The sequence below is a fragment of the Burkholderia sp. Bp8991 genome, assembly GCF_003853795.1.
Classification (GTDB): Bacteria; Pseudomonadota; Gammaproteobacteria; order Burkholderiales; family Burkholderiaceae; genus Burkholderia.
On sequence record NZ_QTQJ01000001.1, the window covers coordinates 335,067 to 352,084 of the forward strand.

Annotated in this window: 13 protein-coding genes; 4 read left to right on the plus strand and 9 right to left on the minus strand. The window is 68.0% G+C overall.

The features are described from left to right. Positions 1-16: 16 nt before the first annotated feature. From ftsB to DIE02_RS01670, 9 genes are all read right to left on the minus strand, one after another. The gene (gene ftsB, locus DIE02_RS01630) at positions 17-442 is read right to left on the minus strand and encodes a cell division protein FtsB (RefSeq protein WP_044848176.1); all 426 of its coding nucleotides are present in this window, start codon (positions 440-442) and stop codon (positions 17-19) included. Positions 443-524: 82 nt separating this feature from the next. Further along, positions 525-1,808, minus strand: a complete 1,284-nt coding sequence (gene eno / locus DIE02_RS01635; RefSeq protein ID WP_011885396.1) for a phosphopyruvate hydratase — start codon at positions 1,806-1,808, stop codon at positions 525-527. A 106-nt stretch (positions 1,809-1,914) separates the two neighbouring features. Beyond that, the gene (gene kdsA, locus DIE02_RS01640) at positions 1,915-2,769 is read right to left on the minus strand and encodes a 3-deoxy-8-phosphooctulonate synthase (protein WP_124488301.1); all 855 of its coding nucleotides are present in this window, start codon (positions 2,767-2,769) and stop codon (positions 1,915-1,917) included. A gap of 3 nt (positions 2,770-2,772) precedes the next feature. Further along, positions 2,773-4,425, minus strand: coding sequence for a CTP synthase (locus tag DIE02_RS01645; RefSeq protein ID WP_124488302.1), 1,653 nt, complete (start codon positions 4,423-4,425; stop codon positions 2,773-2,775). Between the two features lie 175 nt (positions 4,426-4,600). Further along, positions 4,601-5,446 carry an alpha/beta fold hydrolase gene (locus tag DIE02_RS01650; RefSeq protein WP_044848179.1) on the minus strand — a complete coding sequence of 282 codons (846 nt, stop codon included), beginning with the start codon at positions 5,444-5,446 and terminating at the stop codon, positions 4,601-4,603. Between the two features lie 281 nt (positions 5,447-5,727). Continuing rightward, positions 5,728-8,235 carry a DNA internalization-related competence protein ComEC/Rec2 gene (locus DIE02_RS01655; protein WP_124488303.1) on the minus strand — a complete coding sequence of 836 codons (2,508 nt, stop codon included), beginning with the start codon at positions 8,233-8,235 and terminating at the stop codon, positions 5,728-5,730. Positions 8,236-8,292: 57 nt separating this feature from the next. Then, positions 8,293-9,081 carry a TatD family hydrolase gene (locus DIE02_RS01660; protein ID WP_044848181.1) on the minus strand — a complete coding sequence of 263 codons (789 nt, stop codon included), beginning with the start codon at positions 9,079-9,081 and terminating at the stop codon, positions 8,293-8,295. A 64-nt stretch (positions 9,082-9,145) separates the two neighbouring features. After that, positions 9,146-9,904 (minus strand): lipoprotein-releasing ABC transporter ATP-binding protein LolD, encoded by a 759-nt coding sequence (gene lolD / locus DIE02_RS01665; RefSeq protein ID WP_081051465.1) that lies wholly within the window; start codon positions 9,902-9,904, stop codon positions 9,146-9,148. Further along, the gene (locus tag DIE02_RS01670) at positions 9,897-11,150 is read right to left on the minus strand and encodes a lipoprotein-releasing ABC transporter permease subunit (RefSeq protein ID WP_044848183.1); all 1,254 of its coding nucleotides are present in this window, start codon (positions 11,148-11,150) and stop codon (positions 9,897-9,899) included. Before DIE02_RS01670 ends, lolD begins: the two co-directional genes overlap by 8 nt. A 146-nt stretch (positions 11,151-11,296) precedes the next feature. Between DIE02_RS01670 and DIE02_RS01675 the strand changes: the two genes are divergently transcribed. The 4 genes from DIE02_RS01675 to lysS all read left to right on the plus strand — a co-directional run bounded on the left by DIE02_RS01675 (position 11,297) and on the right by lysS (position 16,969). Then, positions 11,297-12,373 (plus strand): regulator, encoded by a 1,077-nt coding sequence (locus tag DIE02_RS01675; RefSeq protein WP_185702547.1) that lies wholly within the window; start codon positions 11,297-11,299, stop codon positions 12,371-12,373. A 10-nt stretch (positions 12,374-12,383) separates the two neighbouring features. Next, positions 12,384-14,081, plus strand: coding sequence for a single-stranded-DNA-specific exonuclease RecJ (gene recJ, locus DIE02_RS01680; RefSeq protein ID WP_124488305.1), 1,698 nt, complete (start codon positions 12,384-12,386; stop codon positions 14,079-14,081). Positions 14,082-14,262: 181 nt separating this feature from the next. Then, a protein-coding gene (gene prfB, locus DIE02_RS01685) for a peptide chain release factor 2 (protein WP_124488306.1) occupies positions 14,263-15,367 on the plus strand; the annotation gives its coding sequence in 2 pieces (ribosomal slippage) (positions 14,263-14,343 and positions 14,345-15,367; 1,104 coding nt in all). A gap of 75 nt (positions 15,368-15,442) precedes the next feature. After that, positions 15,443-16,969, plus strand: coding sequence for a lysine--tRNA ligase (gene lysS, locus DIE02_RS01690; protein WP_124488307.1), 1,527 nt, complete (start codon positions 15,443-15,445; stop codon positions 16,967-16,969). Positions 16,970-17,018 lie beyond the last annotated feature (49 nt).

Sequence of the window (17,018 nt, forward strand, 5' to 3'; positions counted from 1 at the left end):
GTTCGGACTCCCGCGCTCAGTGATGCGCGGCCTTGCCCTTCTCGCCGCCGTGATGCCGCGACGGTTTCGCGATCGACTGCGGGTTCGGCACGACACGCACGGGTGCCGCGGACACGGTACCGCGCGTCGACGTGCTCGACGGCGTGTTGTTCAGCGGGCTGGCCGGCGCGTTCGGCGATACGAACTGCACGAACACTTCGCCATCCTTCACCATGCCCATCTCGTAGCGCGCGCGCTCCTCGATGGCCGCAGTACCGCCCTGCAGATCCTGCACTTCGCCCGCGATCCGTTCATTGCGCAGCTTCTCGTCCGCGTTCTTCTGCAGCTGATCGCCGAGCTGCTGGCGCAATTCGTGCACCCGCAACCAGCCGCCGTGTCCCCACCATAGGGGGTACTGAATGAGCGCCAGCAAGGCAATCAGGACGACAGTGACAAGCCGCATGTAAGAGACGCAGATATAAGAAGCGCCGCTCCGCGCGACATGCACAGAGCGGCGTCGAGATGACGAACCCGATAGTAGCGCGTTAGCGCAGGTTATAGAAAGCCGATTTGCCCGGGTAGCTCGCGATGTCGCCGAGATCTTCCTCGATGCGCAGCAGCTGGTTGTACTTCGAGATGCGGTCGCTGCGCGACAGCGAACCCGTCTTGATCTGACCGGCGTTCAGGCCGACCGCGATGTCCGCGATCGTCGAATCTTCCGTTTCGCCCGAGCGGTGCGAGATCACGGCCGTGTAGCCCGCGCGCTTCGCCATTTCGATTGCCGCGAACGTTTCGGTCAGCGTACCGATCTGGTTGATCTTGATGAGGATCGAGTTCGCGATGCCCTTCTCGATGCCTTCCTTCAGGATGCGCGTGTTCGTGACGAACAGGTCGTCGCCGACGAGCTGCACCTTCTTGCCGAGGCGCTCGGTCAGCAGCTTCCAGCCGTCCCAGTCGCCTTCGTGCATGCCGTCTTCGATCGACACGATCGGGAACTTGTCGGCGAGCGTCGCGAGGTAGTCGGTGAATTCGGCCGACGACAGTTGCAGGCCTTCGCCCGCGAGCTGGTACTTGCCGTCGTGGTAGAACTCGGAGGCCGCGCAGTCGAGCGCGAGCAGCACGTCTTCGCCCGCACGGTAGCCGGCCTTCTCGATCGCCTGCAGGATCGTCGACAGGCACTCGTCGTTGCTGCCGAAGTTCGGCGCGAAGCCGCCTTCGTCGCCGACTGCCGTGCTCATGCCGCGGTCGCTCAGGATCTTCTTCAGTGCGTGGAACACTTCCGCGCCGCAACGCAGGGCTTCACGGAACGTCGGCTGGCTCACCGGGACGATCATGAATTCCTGGATGTCGAGGCTGTTGTTCGCGTGCGCGCCGCCGTTGACGATGTTCATCATCGGGACCGGCAGCTGCATCGCGCCCGAGCCGCCGAAGTAGCGGTACAGCGGCAGGCCGGCTTCTTCAGCCGCTGCCTTCGCGACGGCCATCGACACGGCCAGCATCGCGTTCGCGCCGAGGCGCGACTTGTTGTCGGTGCCGTCCAGCTCGAGCAGCGTCTTGTCGAGGAACGCCTGTTCCGACGCGTCGAGGCCCATGATGGCTTCGGAGATTTCGGTGTTGATGTGCTCGACCGCTTTCAGCACGCCCTTGCCGTTGTAGCGGCCGGCTTCGCCGTCGCGCAGTTCGATCGCTTCACGCGAGCCGGTGGACGCGCCCGACGGCACCGCCGCGCGGCCCATCGTGCCCGATTCGAGCAGCACGTCGCATTCGACGGTGGGGTTGCCGCGCGAATCCAGAATCTCGCGGCCGATGATATCTACGATTGCACTCATGGGTTTCCTCTGAGAATGACGATGGATTCTTCAAACTGCGACGGCATGCGCGCCGACGTTGCTTACGCTACTGACGCGCGAAGCCGTCGCATGGTTCATTCGATCTTTAGTTGAAATCGTTTTCCAGGAACGGATTGCGCTTCACCGCCTGGTCGAGCGTGACGAGGGTCTCCAGCAGCGCGCCCATCCGGTTCAGCGGCACCGCGTTCGGGCCGTCCGACTTCGCTTCGGCCGGATTCGGATGCGTTTCCATGAAGAGGCCCGCGACACCCGTCGCGACCGCCGCACGCGCGAGCACCGGCACGAATTCGCGCTGGCCGCCCGAGCTCGTGCCCTGCCCGCCCGGCAGCTGCACCGAGTGGGTCGCATCGAACACGACCGGCGCGTGCGTCTCGCGCATGATCGCGAGCGAGCGCATGTCGGACACGAGGTTGTTGTAGCCGAACGAGACGCCGCGCTCGCACGCCATGAAGCGGTCTTCCGACAGCCCCGCGTCACGCGCCGCGTCGCGCGCCTTGTCGATTACGTTCTTCATGTCGTGCGGCGCGAGGAACTGGCCCTTCTTGATGTTGACGGGCTTGCCCGAGCGTGCGCACGCGTGGATGAAGTCGGTCTGGCGGCACAGGAACGCGGGCGTCTGCAGCACGTCGACGACCGACGCGACCTGCTCGATCTCCTCGATCGAATGCACGTCGGTCAGCACCGGCAGGCCGAGCTGGCGCTTCACCTCGCCGAGGATCCGCAGGCCCTCGTCCATTCCGAGGCCGCGAAACGACTTGCCCGAGCTGCGATTCGCCTTGTCGTAGGACGACTTGTAGATGAACGGGACGTTCAGCTTCTCGCAGATCTCCTTCAGGCGGCCCGCCGTGTCGATCGTCATCTGCTCCGATTCGACGACGCAGGTACCCGCGATCAGGAAGAAAGGCTGGTCGAGACCGACCTCGAAATCGCACAGCTTCATGCTTTACACTCCGCGCGCTTGCTTGTTGGCGAGCGCGGCTTCGACGAACGACTTGAAGAGGGGATGACCGTCACGCGGCGTGGACGTGAATTCCGGGTGGAACTGGACGCCGACGAACCACGGGTGCATCGAGCGCGGCAGCTCCATCATTTCCGGCAGATCCTCGCTCGGGGTACGGGCGCTGATGATAAGGCCGCCGGCTTCGAGCTGGGGCACGAAGCGGTTATTGACTTCATAACGGTGGCGATGGCGCTCGTTCACGTCCTTGCCATAGATCTCTTCGGCCATCGTGCCGGGCTTGATCGGGCAGCGTTGCGAGCCGAGGCGCATCGTGCCGCCGAGATCGGATTCCTCGGTGCGCGTCTCGACCTTGCCTTCGCGGTCGTGCCACTCGGTGATCAGCGCGACCACGCGTTCCGGCGTTTCCGGATCGAATTCCGTGCTGTTCGCCTGCTTCAGGCCGACGACGTCGCGCGCGAATTCGATCACCGCGAGCTGCATGCCGAGACAGATGCCGAGGTACGGCACCTTTGCCTCGCGCGCATAGCGGATCGCCGCGATCTTGCCTTCCGTGCCGCGACGGCCGAAACCGCCCGGCACCAGCACGGCGTCGAGATGCTTCAGGCTGTCGACACCGTTCGTCTCGATCTCTTCCGAGTCGATGTACTCGATGTTGACCTTGGTCGACGTGTGCAGCGATGCGTGGCGCAGCGCCTCGATCAGCGACTTGTACGACTCGGTCAGATCGACGTACTTGCCGACCATGCCGATCGTCACTTCGTGTTTCGGGTTTTCCAGCTTCTCGACGAGCTCCGACCACATGCTCAGGTCGGCGTCCTTCGGCGACAGCTTCAGCTCTTCGCAGATGATCCGGTCGAGGCCCTGGTCGTGCAGCATCTGCGGAATCTTGTAGATGCTGTCGGCGTCCCACACCGAGATCACGGCGTCTTCCGGCACGTTCGAGAACATCGAGATCTTCTTCGATTCGTCGTCCGGGATGCGGCGGTCCGCACGGCACAGCAGCACGTGCGGCAGGATGCCGATCTCGCGCAGCTTCTGCACGCTGTGCTGGGTCGGCTTCGTCTTCAGCTCGCCGGCCGTCGCGACGTACGGCACGAGCGTCAGGTGCACGAAGCACGCGCTGTTGCGGCCGAGGCGCAGGCTCATCTGGCGCGCGGCCTCGAGGAACGGCAGCGACTCGATGTCGCCGACCGTGCCGCCGATCTCGACGATCGCGACGTCCGGTTCGCCGCAGGTGGCCGATGCCGCCCCGCGCTCGATGAACGCCTGGATTTCGTTCGTGATGTGCGGAATCACCTGCACGGTCTTGCCGAGATAGTCGCCGCGGCGTTCCTTGCGGATCACCGATTCGTAGATCTGGCCGGTCGTGAAGTTGTTGGCCTTGCGCATCTTCGTGCTGATGAAGCGCTCGTAGTGGCCGAGGTCGAGGTCGGTCTCCGCTCCGTCTTCCGTCACGAACACTTCGCCGTGCTGGAACGGGCTCATCGTGCCGGGGTCGACGTTGATGTAGGGATCGAGTTTGAGGAGGGTGACTTTCAGACCGCGCGATTCGAGGATCGCGGCGAGAGAGGCGGCGGCAATACCCTTGCCGAGGGAAGAAACTACGCCGCCGGTGACGAAAACATATTTGGTCATCGCTGGATGCTCGCGGGAAAAACGGATTATACCGTAAAGCCCGCCCTTCTCTCAGCAATTGACGCGATGATCCCGCCCTTTCGCGCTGTGCCGCGCCAGCCGTGCGCGCCGGGGCGAACCGGCCGGCCGGACGGTGCAACCGCGCACGCCGGACGCGGAACACCGGACCAAGGCGTCAGGCGCTGTTCGCGAGCGCTGCGCTGTCGCGCGGCACGCCGCCCTCCGCCGTTTTCAGCGAATTCAGCATCCGCTGCAATGCGCGGGCCGTCTCGATCGGCCGCTCCATCGGGAACAGGTGGCTGCCCTCGATCCATTCGATGCGCCCGCGCGCGGCGCGGCGCGTCGCCTCGAGCCCGACCTGCCGCACCTCGCGCGAGCGCGTGCCGGCGAGAAAGCCGAGCGGCACCGGCGCGCCGTGCGCGAGCCGCGGGCCGAGCGTGTGCGGCAGCGTCCGGTAGATCAGGTATTCGACCTGCCGGTCGAATGCGAGCGCGCGTTCGCCGTCGGCGCCCGCCTGCGGGATGCCGTGGTCGATGTAGTCCGACAGCATCCGCTCGTCCCAGCGCGCGAACGCGGGTTTCTCGTGAAAGTGCCGCCAGGCTTCGTCGCGGCTCGCCCAGCGCGTGCGCCGGTTGCGCGTCGCGGCCGCCGGCGACAGCCGCTCGTCGAGCCCGGCCCACTGGCTCGCGCGCAGCGCGCCGGCGCGCCATCCCGCGATGATCGGTGAATCGATCATCACCACGCCGCGCACCCAGTGCGGTTTTTTCAGCGCTGCCATCAGCGACAGGTAGCCGCCGAGCGAATGGCCGACGAGCCAGACCGGGCGCTCGTAGCGGCTGCCGATGTCGTCGAGCAGCTGCTCGACGAGATGCGGCCAGTCGCGCGTCACCGGGTAGCGGCGGTCGTGACCGATGCGCTCGATGTAACGCAGGTCGTAGTCGTCTGCCAGCTCGGCGAAGATCGTCCGGTACGTCGAGGCCGGAAAACCGTTCGCATGCGAGAAGTGGAGGATGTCCTTCAAACGCCAATGTCTCCTTTGTCGACGGGAGTTGGCGCTTTAGCGCTTACTCCCGTCCCATGCTTCGCGGTCGACGGGAGTTGGCGCTTTAGCGCTTACTCCCGTCCCATGCTTCGCGGTCGACGGGAGTTGGCGCTTCAGCGCCTACTCCTGTCCCATGCTTCGCGGTCGACCGGAGTTGGTGCTTTAGCACTTACTCCCGCCCCATGCTTCGCGATCGGCGGGCTCCGCTGCTCCAGCACGTGTCCGGTCCCTTCGTTCCTGCTGCGCGCCATCACACCAACTCACCGGTCCATCCAGTACCGTCGCTGCGCATCGCGATAACGCTCGAACGCAAAACCGCCGTCCGCCGGCGCGACGTCGAACCGCACGGCCCCGTCGCGATCGGTGCGTGGCAGCGGAATCCCGCGCGCCTCGTAGCGCGCGAGGACCGTCCGGTGCGGATGCCCGAAGCGATTGCGATAGCCTACAGGAAATACCGCGACGCGCGGCCCGACCGAATCGAGGAAAGGCTCGACCGACGACGTGCGGCTGCCATGGTGCGGCACGACGAGGATCTGTGCGGCCAGCGCGTCGCGCGCATCGGCCACCAGGCGGCGCTCGGCGCGCGCCTCGATGTCGCCCGTCAGCAGGGCCGACGTGCCCACCGCGTCGATGTGCAGCACGCACGATTGTTCGTTCGACGGACCGGCCCCCGCCATGCGCGGCGGCCACAGCATCGTGAACACGACACCGTCCCAGCTCCACCGCTGCCCGGCCGCGCAAGGCAACCGATCGGTCACGCCGGCCGCCTGCGCGTCGCGCCACAGCCGGTGCCGCGGCGCGATGCCGGCAAGCAGCTGACGCACGTCGACCGCCGCATAGACGGCCGCCGCGCCGCCCGCGTGATCGGCGTCCGCATGACTGAGCACGAGCGTATCGACGGTCCGGATTCCGCGCGAGCGCAACGACGGCACAACGATCCGCTGGCCGGCATGGGTCGACTCCGGCCCCGGCCCCGCATCGAACAGCAAGGTCCGGCGTGCGGTCTCGACCAGCACCGACGCGCCCTGCCCGACGTCGAGCACGGTCAGCCGGAAGCCGCCCGGCGGCGGTTTATCCGGCGCCGGCACAAGCAGCGGCAGCCACGTGATCGGCGCGGCCCAGCGCAGCGGCCAGCCGCGCGGCATCAACACCCATGCGACGCCGATGCACGCCAGCATCAACACCGGCCAGTCAGGCATGCGCAGCCAGAATACGCCGGCCGGCCAGTCGGCGAGATGCCCCAGCAGCGCCATCATCGGTTCGAGCGCCGCATGCGCGAGCCGGAACGCATAGCCGTCCAACGGCGCGGGCAACCCGATACCGGCGAGCACGACCGGCGTCACGACGGCGCTGACCCACGGGATCGCGAACGCATTGCCGAACGGGCCGGATACCGAGATCTGCGCGAACCACGCGGCCGTCAGCGGCGCGAGGCCGATCGTCACCGCGTACTGCACGCGCGTGGCCTCCGCGATTCGGCGCCCGGTACGCGCGCACCCTGCTCGCAGCCACCTCCAGCGGTCGACCGCGGCGGTGCCATCCCCCGCACCGTCGCCGCTGTCGCGCCTGTCGCCCCCGTCGAATTCGCGCACCGCGCGCCAGCCCGCGACCGCCATCAGGATCACCGCGACCGCGCCGAACGACAGCCAGAACCCGGCGGACAACACGGCCCACGGATCAGCGAGCAGCACGCCGCCGAGCGCCGCGCACAGCACCGTGGACGTCGGCACGCTGCGTCCGGCCAGATAGGCGGCCGCACCGGCCGCGATCATCCACCATGCGCGCTGCGCCGGCACGTTGAAGCCGGCGAGCGCTGCATAGCCGGCGGCTGCCGTCAGCGCGGCAACCGAAGCCACGTAAGGCGCGGGAATCATCAGCGCCGCCGCACGTCCTCGCCAGCGCAGACGCCGCCAGACGATCGATGCGATCCCGCCGGCGAGCGCGCCGACGAGCCCGACGTGCAGCCCGGAGATCGCGACCAGATGACTCGTGCCAGTATTGCGCAGCACGCGCCACGCGTCGTCGCCGATGCCGGATTGATCGCCGACCGCGAGCGCGGTCACGATGCCGTGATGGCGCGCGCCGCTGCCGAGCGCATCGCCGATACGGGCACGCAGCGCGTCGCGCAGCCGATCGATCGACGCGCGCCATCCCGACGCACGCGCGTCGAGCAGTTCCGCCCGCTCGGGCGCGACCACATAGCCGATCGCGCGAATGCCCGCGGCGAGCCATGCCGCCTCGCTGTCTCGCACGCCGGGATTCGCCTCGGCATGCGGACGCTTCAGGCGCACGACGAGGCGCCAGCGCTGCGCGGCGCGCAAATCGGGCATCGCGTCGCGTGCTCCGGGCGCGCCGTACGTGCGCCACGACAACCGGATCACGGGAGGAAACCGGGCCAGCGCCGCATCGTTCGATTCGACGGCAAACAGCAGTCGCGCACCGGTGTCGTCGATCACCGGCAACCCGCGGATCACGCCCGTGACGACGATGTTGCGCCCTTCCCGCTCGACGGGCAGGCTGTCACGCAGCCGCCATTCGGCGCGCGCGGCCGCATAGCCGAATCCGATCGCACCGGCCGCGCACGCGCACAGCACCCACCGGAGCGCGACGATCGCGCGGGTTCGACGGCGCCGCGCACACCATGCGAGCAGCGCGCCGCAACCGGCCAGCACCGCCGCCCCGCCCGCCCAGACGCCCGCGCCCGGCAACGCCGCCTGCCGCTGCAGCACGACGACGCCGAGCGCGAACGCGATCCACCACACGCGCATCGCGCCTCCTCGTCGACCTGGCGCTGCCGCTGTCGAGACGGCGCCTTCCGGCAACGATTATGCGGACGAAAGGGCGAGTCGCGGCAGCGCGGCGAGCGCGTTAGCCGTTGTGGATAGGGACAGCGCGTGCGCGTCGATCCCGCGTAGCTCGGCGAGCACGGCACCGATGCGCGGCACCTGGTCGGGCGCATTGCGGGACTTGTACGCCCATTCGGGCGCGATGTCGGGCGCGTCGGTCTCGACGACGATCGCGTCGAGCGGCAACTGCGCGGCGAGCCGGCGGATCTGCAACGCGCGTCCGAACGTCACGTTGCCGCCGAAACCGAGATGCAGCCCCTGTGCGAGATACGCGTCGGCCTGCTGGAAACTGCCGTTGAACGCATGCGCGATGCCGCGCCGCACGCCGAAGCGGCGCAGCCCGGCGAGCACGCGGTCCTGCGACTTGCGCACGTGGCACAGCACCGGCAGGTCGAATTCCCGCGCGAGCTTGAGCTGCCCTTGGTAGAAGAATTGCTGCCGCGCTTCGTCGAGCCCCGGCACGAAGTAGTCGAGCCCGATCTCGCCGATCGCGACGAAGCGCGGATCGTCGAGGCTCGCCTCGATCTCCATGCGCAGCCGGTCGAGATCCTCGTCGCGTGCGTGCGGCGTATACATCGGGTGGATGCCGAGCGCATAGACCGCGCCCGGTGTGCGCTGCGCCAGTTCGCGCACGGTCGTGAAGTTGTCGCGCCCGATGCTCGGAATCACGATGCGAGACACGCCGGCCGCACGCGCCGCCTGCGTGACCGCGTCGCGGTCGGCGTCGAATTCGGCGGCATCGAGATGGCAATGCGTATCGATCCACATGGCGGCTTTCCTGCGCCCCGCCGCAACGCCGGGACTCGTCCGGCGGCACGGCGGAGGCGTTCGTTCACACCGGCAGCGCCGGCTCCTCGTGCAGCACGCCGTCGCGCAGGCGCATGATGCGGTCGCAGCGCGCGGCGAGCTCGGGATCGTGGGTGACGATCACGAAGCTCGTTTCGAGCGTCTCGGACAATTCGAGCATCAGGTTGAACACGGTATCGGCCGTCGTGCCGTCGAGGTTGCCGGTCGGCTCGTCGGCGAGCACGCAGGCCGGCTTCGTCACCAGCGCGCGCGCGATCGCGACGCGCTGCCGCTCGCCGCCCGACAGCTCGCCCGGCCGGTGCTTCGCACGCGGGCCGAGACCGACACGTTCGAGCATCGCCTGTGCCTGCGCGCGCGCGTCCTCGGTCGTCATCCGGCGGATGCGCAGCGGCATCGCGACGTTGTCGAGCGCGGTGAATTCCGGCAGCAGGTGATGGAACTGGTAGACGAAGCCGAGCGCGCGGTTGCGCAGCTCGTTGCGCTCGCGCTCGGCGAGCTGCGTAAACGGCTTGCCGAGCAGCGACACTTCGCCTGCGCTCGGTTCGTCGAGGCCGCCCAGCACGTGCAGCAGCGTGCTCTTGCCGGAGCCCGACGCGCCGACGACCGCCAGCTTCTCGCCGCGCCGCACCGTCAGCTCGGTGTTGTTGAGCACCTGCACGTTGAAGCCGCCCTGCACGAACGCCTTCGTGATCCCGCGCGCCTGAAGCACGTATTCCTGCATACCTGCCGAGTCCTGTCTGATGGGTTGTCGTGAATCCGCGAATGCGGTCGCGCGATCATTCATAGCGCAGCGCCTCCGCCGGCTTCACCTTCGCGCCGCGCCAGCTCGGATAGAGCGTCGCGACGGCCGACAGCACGAACGCGATCAGGCCGATCTTGATGACGTCGCCCGCGACGAGCTCGGACGGCAGCTCGCTGATGAAGTACACCGACGGCGGCAGGAACTGCACGCCGAACAGATGCTCGATCATCGGGATCAGCCACGGAATGCTCCACGCGATCAGGCAGCCGAGCGCGACGCCCGATGCGGTGCCGACGAAGCCGATCGTCACGCCCTGCACGACGAAGATCTTCATGATCGAGCCCGGCTGCGCGCCGAGCGTGCGCAGGATCGCGATGTCGGCCTGCTTGTTGGTCACCGTCATCACGAGCGACGACACGAGGTTGAACGCGGCCACCGCGATGATCAGCGTGAGGATGATGAACATCATCCGCTTCTCGATCTGCACGGCCGAGAACCAGGTCTTGTTCTGCTGGGTCCAGTCGCGGATGTACAGGCTGCCCGACAGCGTATGCGACAGCTCGACCGCGACCTGCGGCGCCTTCTGCATGTCGGTGAGCCGCAGCCGCACGCCGGTCGGCGCGGCCATCCGGAACAGCGCCTCCGCGTCGCGGATGTTGATCATCGCGAGCGTGCTGTCGTATTCGTAGTGGCCCGACTCGAACACGCCGACGACCGTGAACTGCTTGAGCCGCGGCATCATCCCGGCCGGCGTGATCGTGCCTTCGGGGGCGACGAGCGTGACCTTGTCGCCGACCGTCACGCCGAGGTTGCCGGCGAGCGCGTCGCCGAGCACGATGCCGAACTGGCCGGGCACGAGCGCGGCGAGCTGGCCTGCCTTCATGTCCTTGCCGATGTCCGACACCTGCGGTTCGAGCGACGGCTCGACGCCGCGCAGCATCACGCCGCTCACCGCGTCCTGGCGCGTGAGCAGCGCCTGCGCGTCGACGTACGGCGCCGCGCCCGTCACCGACGGATTGCGGCGCGCTTCCTGCGCGGTCAGTTGCCAGTCGGGCATCGAGCCGGTCGGCGAGAACACCTCGACGTGCGCGAGCACCGACAGCATGCGGTCGCGCACTTCCTTCTGGAAGCCGTTCATCACGGACAGCACGACGATCAGCGCCGCGACGCCGAGCGCGATCCCGAGCATCGACACGAGCGCGATGAAGGAAATGAAGCCGTTGCCGGTCGTGCGTTTGCCGGCGCGCGTGTAGCGCCAGCCGATCTGCCATTCGTACGGAAGTTTCAAGCGAATCCTTTCTGCTGGTTACGGCGGGGATGGCGGCCCGAGGCCGGAGCGCCGCCCGGCGCGCGGTCGAAAAAAGCGGTCGCCGGACGCAATCGGGCCCAATCGGACCGTCAGCCGGCCCGATCACGCGCGCAGTTTGCCATACAATGCGCACCATCATGCACGACCGACGCCTCCATTTTCTCGTTCCGTTCGCGCTGCCGTCGGCGGCCGATGCGGCCTCGTCCCTGCACACGCTGGACAGCCCCGCGCTCGAAAAGTTGCTCGCCCGCGCGAGCCTCGTCGAGCACGTGGCCGGCGAGGACTTCCAGCGCACGCTGCCGCACGAGCGCTGGCTGGCCCGCCGGTTCGGCGCGACCCAGGGCAACGCCGCCGACGAGGCGCCGCTCGCGCCCTACATGCTGCTGGCGGACGGCGGCGACCCGGGCACCCAGGCCTGGGCGTGCGTCGAGCCCGTCCATGTCGAAATCGCGCACGATCACCTCGTGCTCGTCGACCCGGCGAGCCTCGCGCTCGACGACGGCGACGCCGCCGCGTTGCTGGCGGTCGCGCGCCCGCTGATCGAGGAGCTCGGCGTGCGACTGGAAGCGCCGCATCCGGCGCGCTGGTACCTGTCCAGCGAGCAGCTCGCCCGCCTCGCCGGTGCCGCGCCGCTGCGCGCCAGCGGCCGCAACATCGAGATCTGGTTGCCGCACGAGGCGCACACCGGCGAACGCTCGCGGATGTGGATGAAGCTGCAGAACGAAGTGCAGATGGCGTGGTTCCAGCATCCGGTCAACGAAGCGCGCGAAGCGCGCGGGTTGCCCGCCGTCAATTCGATCTGGTTCCACGCGCAGGGCACGCTGAAGCCGGTCGGCAAGCCGTTCGCGCGCGTGCTGTCCGTGTCGCCCGCCGCGCTCGGCCTCGCGCGCGCGGCGCAGGCCGAGGCCGGCGCCGTGCCGGCCGCATTCGGCACATTGCCCGCCGCCGCCGGCGCGACGCTCGTCGAGCTGCCCACGCTGTCCGCCCCGTTCATCGAACAGGACTGGGCACGCTGGCACGACGCGCTCGCCGCGCTCGAGCGCGACTGGTTCGCGCCCGCCCTCGCCGCGCTGCAGAACGGCGAGCTGGCCGGCGTCGACTTCACGCTGTGCGGCGACACCAGCTCCGTAACGCTGCACGCGACGCGCGGCGACCTGCGCAAGTTCTGGCGCCGCCGCGCGCTGGCATCCCTGTTCGAATAACCCGACCTGTATGACCCGGATCGTTACCCGCCCCGTCGCGCCCGCCGACGCCGAAGCGCTCGCGCGCCACGGCCTGCATCCCGTCCTCGCGCGCCTGTACGCGTCGCGCGGCGTGCAGTCCCCGACCGACATCGAAACCGCGCTCGCACGCCTCGTGCCGCCCACCGAACTGAAAGGCTGCGCGGACGCCGCGGCGCTGCTCGCCGACGCGATCGCCGACCAGCGGCGCCTGCTGGTCGTCGCCGACTACGACTGCGACGGCGCGACCGCCTGCGCGGTCGCGGTGCGCGGCCTGCGGATGTTCGGCGCGCAAATCGACTACCTGGTGCCGAACCGCTTCGAATACGGCTACGGGCTCACGCCAGAGATCGTCGAACTCGCGGCCGCGCGCAAGCCGGACCTGCTGATCACCGTCGACAACGGGATCGCGAGCGTCGCGGGCGTCGAGGCCGCGAACGCACGCGGCATCGACGTGCTCGTGACCGACCACCACCTGCCCGGCGACGCGCTGCCCGCCGCACGCGCGATCGTCAACCCGAACCAGCCCGGCTGCGCGTTCCCGAGCAAGCATATCGCCGGCGTCGGCGTGATGTTCTACGTGCTGCTCGCGCTGCGCGCCGAGCTGCGCCGCCGCGGCGCATTCGCGAGCAAGGAGGCCGAACCGCGTCTCGACGGGCTGCTCGACCTCGTCGCGCTCGGCACCGTCGCCGACGTGGTGCGGCTCGACGGCAACAACCGCGTGCTCGTCGCACAGGGGCTGCAGCGCATCCGCAACGGCCGCATGCAGCCGGGCATCGCCGCGCTGTTCCGCGCCGCCGGCCGCGAGGCGCGCACCGCATCGGGCTTCGACCTCGGCTTCGGCCTCGGCCCGCGCCTGAACGCTGCGGGGCGGCTCTCGGACATGTCGCTCGGCATCGAGTGCCTGATCACCGACGACATCGGCCGCGCGTGGGACCTCGCGCAGCAGCTCGACGTGATGAACCGCGAGCGCCGCGAGATCGAGGCCGGCATGCAGCAGCAGGCGCTCGCCGATCTCGCCGACGTCGATCCGGCCGACGCATGCACGATCACGCTGTTCAATCCCGAGTGGCACCAGGGCGTGATCGGCATCGTCGCCGGACGGCTCAAGGAGAAATTCCACCGCCCGTCGTTCACGTTCGCGCATGCGGACGAGGCCGGCACGCGGGTCAAGGGTTCCGGCCGCTCGATTCCCGGCTTCCACCTGCGCGATGCGCTCGACCTCGTGTCGAAGCGCGAGCCCGACCTGATCGTCGCGTTCGGCGGCCACGCGATGGCGGCCGGTCTCACGCTCGACACCGACAACGTGCCGCGCTTCGCGGCCGCGTTCGAGGCCGTCGCGCGCGAATGGCTGTCCGACGACGCGCTGGCGCGCGTGATCGAGACCGACGGCGAACTCGAGGAAGCGTATTTCACGCCGCAGTTCGTCGGGTTGCTCGACGAAGCCGTCTGGGGCCAGGGCTTTCCGGCCCCGCTTTTCTCCGGCGAATTCGACGTCGTGTCGCAGTCGCTCGTGAAGGAAAAGCACCTGAAGCTGCAACTGGCGCGCGGCCGCCAGCGCTTCAACGCGATCTGGTTCAACCACACCGAGCCGCTGCCGGCGAGCGCGCTGATCGCGTACCGCCTCGTGGCCGACACGTGGAACGGCGTGACGCGCGTCCAGCTGATCGTCGAACACGCGGCCGGCTGAGCGCCGACCGGCCGGCCACCCGGCCCGCGGCGCCCGCGGGCCATGTGCGAACCATGCGGACCACATGCGCGCCGCGCCGGACGGGGCCGCGGCGCGCGCGCAAGCACACTCCGCGTCACCGGGAAACCCTGCCGATCGGCTATAATTCCGCTTTTTTACGAAGCAAGAACAGCGAACGATCATGGAAGCGGAACGTCTCAACGCGATCGAAAGCTCCCTGCTCGACCTGCGCAACCGCGCGGGCGAGCTTCGGGGGTATCTTTGACTACGACGCCAAAGCTGCGCGTCTGACCGAAGTCAACAAGGAACTCGAGGACCCGAACGTCTGGAACGATTCGAAGAACGCCCAGGCACTCGGCCGCGAGAAAAAGCTGCTCGAAGGCGTCGTCACGACGCTGACGGCGCTCGATAGCGACCTGCGCGATGCGCTCGACCTGTTCGAGCTCGCACGCGAGGAAGGCGACGAAGACACCCTCGTCGCATCGGAAGACGACGCGAAGAAGCTCGAAGCACGCGTCGGCGACATCGAGTTCCGCCGGATGTTCTCGAACCCGGCCGACCCGAACAACTGCTTCATCGACATCCAGGCCGGCGCCGGCGGCACCGAGGCGTGCGACTGGGCATCGATGCTGCTGCGCCAGTACCTGCGCTACTGCGAACGCAAGGGCTTCAAGGCCGAGGTGCTCGAAGAGTCCGACGGCGACGTCGCCGGCATCAAGAACGCGACGGTCAAGGTCACGGGCGAATACGCATACGGCTTCCTGCGCACCGAAACGGGCATCCACCGCCTCGTGCGCAAGTCGCCGTTCGACTCGTCGGGCGGCCGTCACACGTCGTTCTCGTCGGTGTTCGTCTATCCGGAAATCGACGATTCGATCGAAGTCGAGATCAACCCGGCCGACCTGCGCATCGACACGTACCGCGCATCGGGCGCGGGCGGCCAGCACATCAACAAGACCGACTCCGCGGTGCGGATCACGCACATGCCGACCGGTATCGTCGTGCAGTGCCAGAACGACCGCTCGCAGCACCGCAACCGCGCCGAAGCAATGGCGATGCTGAAATCGCGCCTGTACGAAGTCGAAATGCGCAAGCGCCAGGCCGAACAGGACAAGCTCGAATCGAGCAAGACCGATGTGGGCTGGGGCCACCAGATCCGTTCGTACGTGCTCGACCAGAGCCGCGTGAAGGACCTGCGCACGAACGTCGAAATGAGCAACACGAGAGCCGTCCTCGACGGCGATCTCGACGACTTCATCAGCGCGAGCCTCAAACAGGGCGTGTAAGCGCCGCGGCGCGGCCCCTCCGGTCGCGCCGCCCTTCCCGTTGCGTTGCCGCACCCACTCCGAATTCCGACCATCATGACCGAACCGACCCAAACGCAGCCCGCCGTCGCGGCGGACGAAAACCAGATCATCGCCGAGCGCCGCGAGAAGCTGCGCGCACTGCGCGAGCAAGGCGTCGCCTATCCGAACGATTTCCGGCCGACGCATCACGCCGCCGATCTCCAGGTGAAATTCGCCGACTCGGACAAGGCCGCGCTCGAAGCGAACCCGGTCGAGGTGTCGGTCGCCGGCCGCATGATGCTCAAGCGCGTGATGGGCAAGGCGAGCTTCGCGACGGTGCAGGACGGTTCGGGCCAGATCCAGTTCTTCGTGACGCCGAACGACGTCGGCGCGGAAACCTACGACGCATTCAAGAAGTGGGACCTGGGCGACATCGTCGCCGCACGCGGCGTGCTGTTCCGCACCAACAAGGGCGAGCTGTCGGTCCAGTGCAAGGAACTGCGCCTGCTGTCGAAGGCGCTGCGTCCGCTGCCGGACAAGTTCCACGGCCTCGCCGACCAGGAAATGCGCTATCGCCAGCGCTATGTCGACCTGATCGTCACGCCGGAAACGCGCGACACGTTCCGCGCGCGCACCAAGACCATCGCGTCGATCCGCAAGTTCATGGACAACGCCGACTTCATGGAAGTCGAGACGCCGATGCTGCACCCGATCCCGGGCGGCGCCGCGGCCAAGCCGTTCGTCACGCACCACAACGCGCTCGACATGCAGATGTTCTTGCGCATCGCGCCGGAGCTGTACCTGAAGCGCCTGATCGTCGGCGGTTTCGAACGCGTGTTCGAGATCAACCGCAACTTCCGGAATGAAGGCGTGTCGCCGCGCCACAACCCGGAATTCACGATGATGGAGTTCTACGCCGCGTACACCGACTACCGCTGGCTGATGGACTTCACCGAGCAGCTGATCCGCCAGGCGGCGATCGATGCGCTCGGCACCGCGACGATCCAGTACCAGGGCCGCGAGCTCGATCTCGCGAAGCCGTTCCACCGCCTGACGATCACGCAGGCGATCCAGAAGTACGCGCCGCAGTACACCGACGGCCAGCTGTCGGACGACGCGTTCCTGCGTTCCGAACTGAAGCGCCTCGGCGTCGACGTGTCGCAGCCGGCCTTCCTGAACGCCGGCATCGGCGCGCTGCAGCTCGCGCTGTTCGAGGAAACCGCCGAATCGCAGCTGTGGGAGCCGACCTACATCATCGACTACCCGGTCGAAGTGTCGCCGCTCGCACGCGCGTCGGACACGGTGCCGGGCATCACCGAGCGTTTCGAGCTGTTCATGACCGGCCGCGAGATCGCGAACGGCTTCTCGGAGCTGAACGATCCGGAAGACCAGGCCGCGCGCTTCAAGAAGCAGGTCGAGCAGAAGGATGCCGGCGACGAGGAAGCGATGTTCTTCGACGCCGACTACATCCGCGCGCTCGAACACGGGATGCCGCCGACGGGCGGTTGCGGGATCGGCATCGACCGTCTCGTGATGCTGCTGACCGACAGCCCGACGATCCGCGACGTGCTGCTGTTCCCGCACCTGCGCCGCGAAGACTGACGGCGTGCCAGCGTGTGCGCCGCGCCCTGCGGCGCGCACGCGTCAGCTT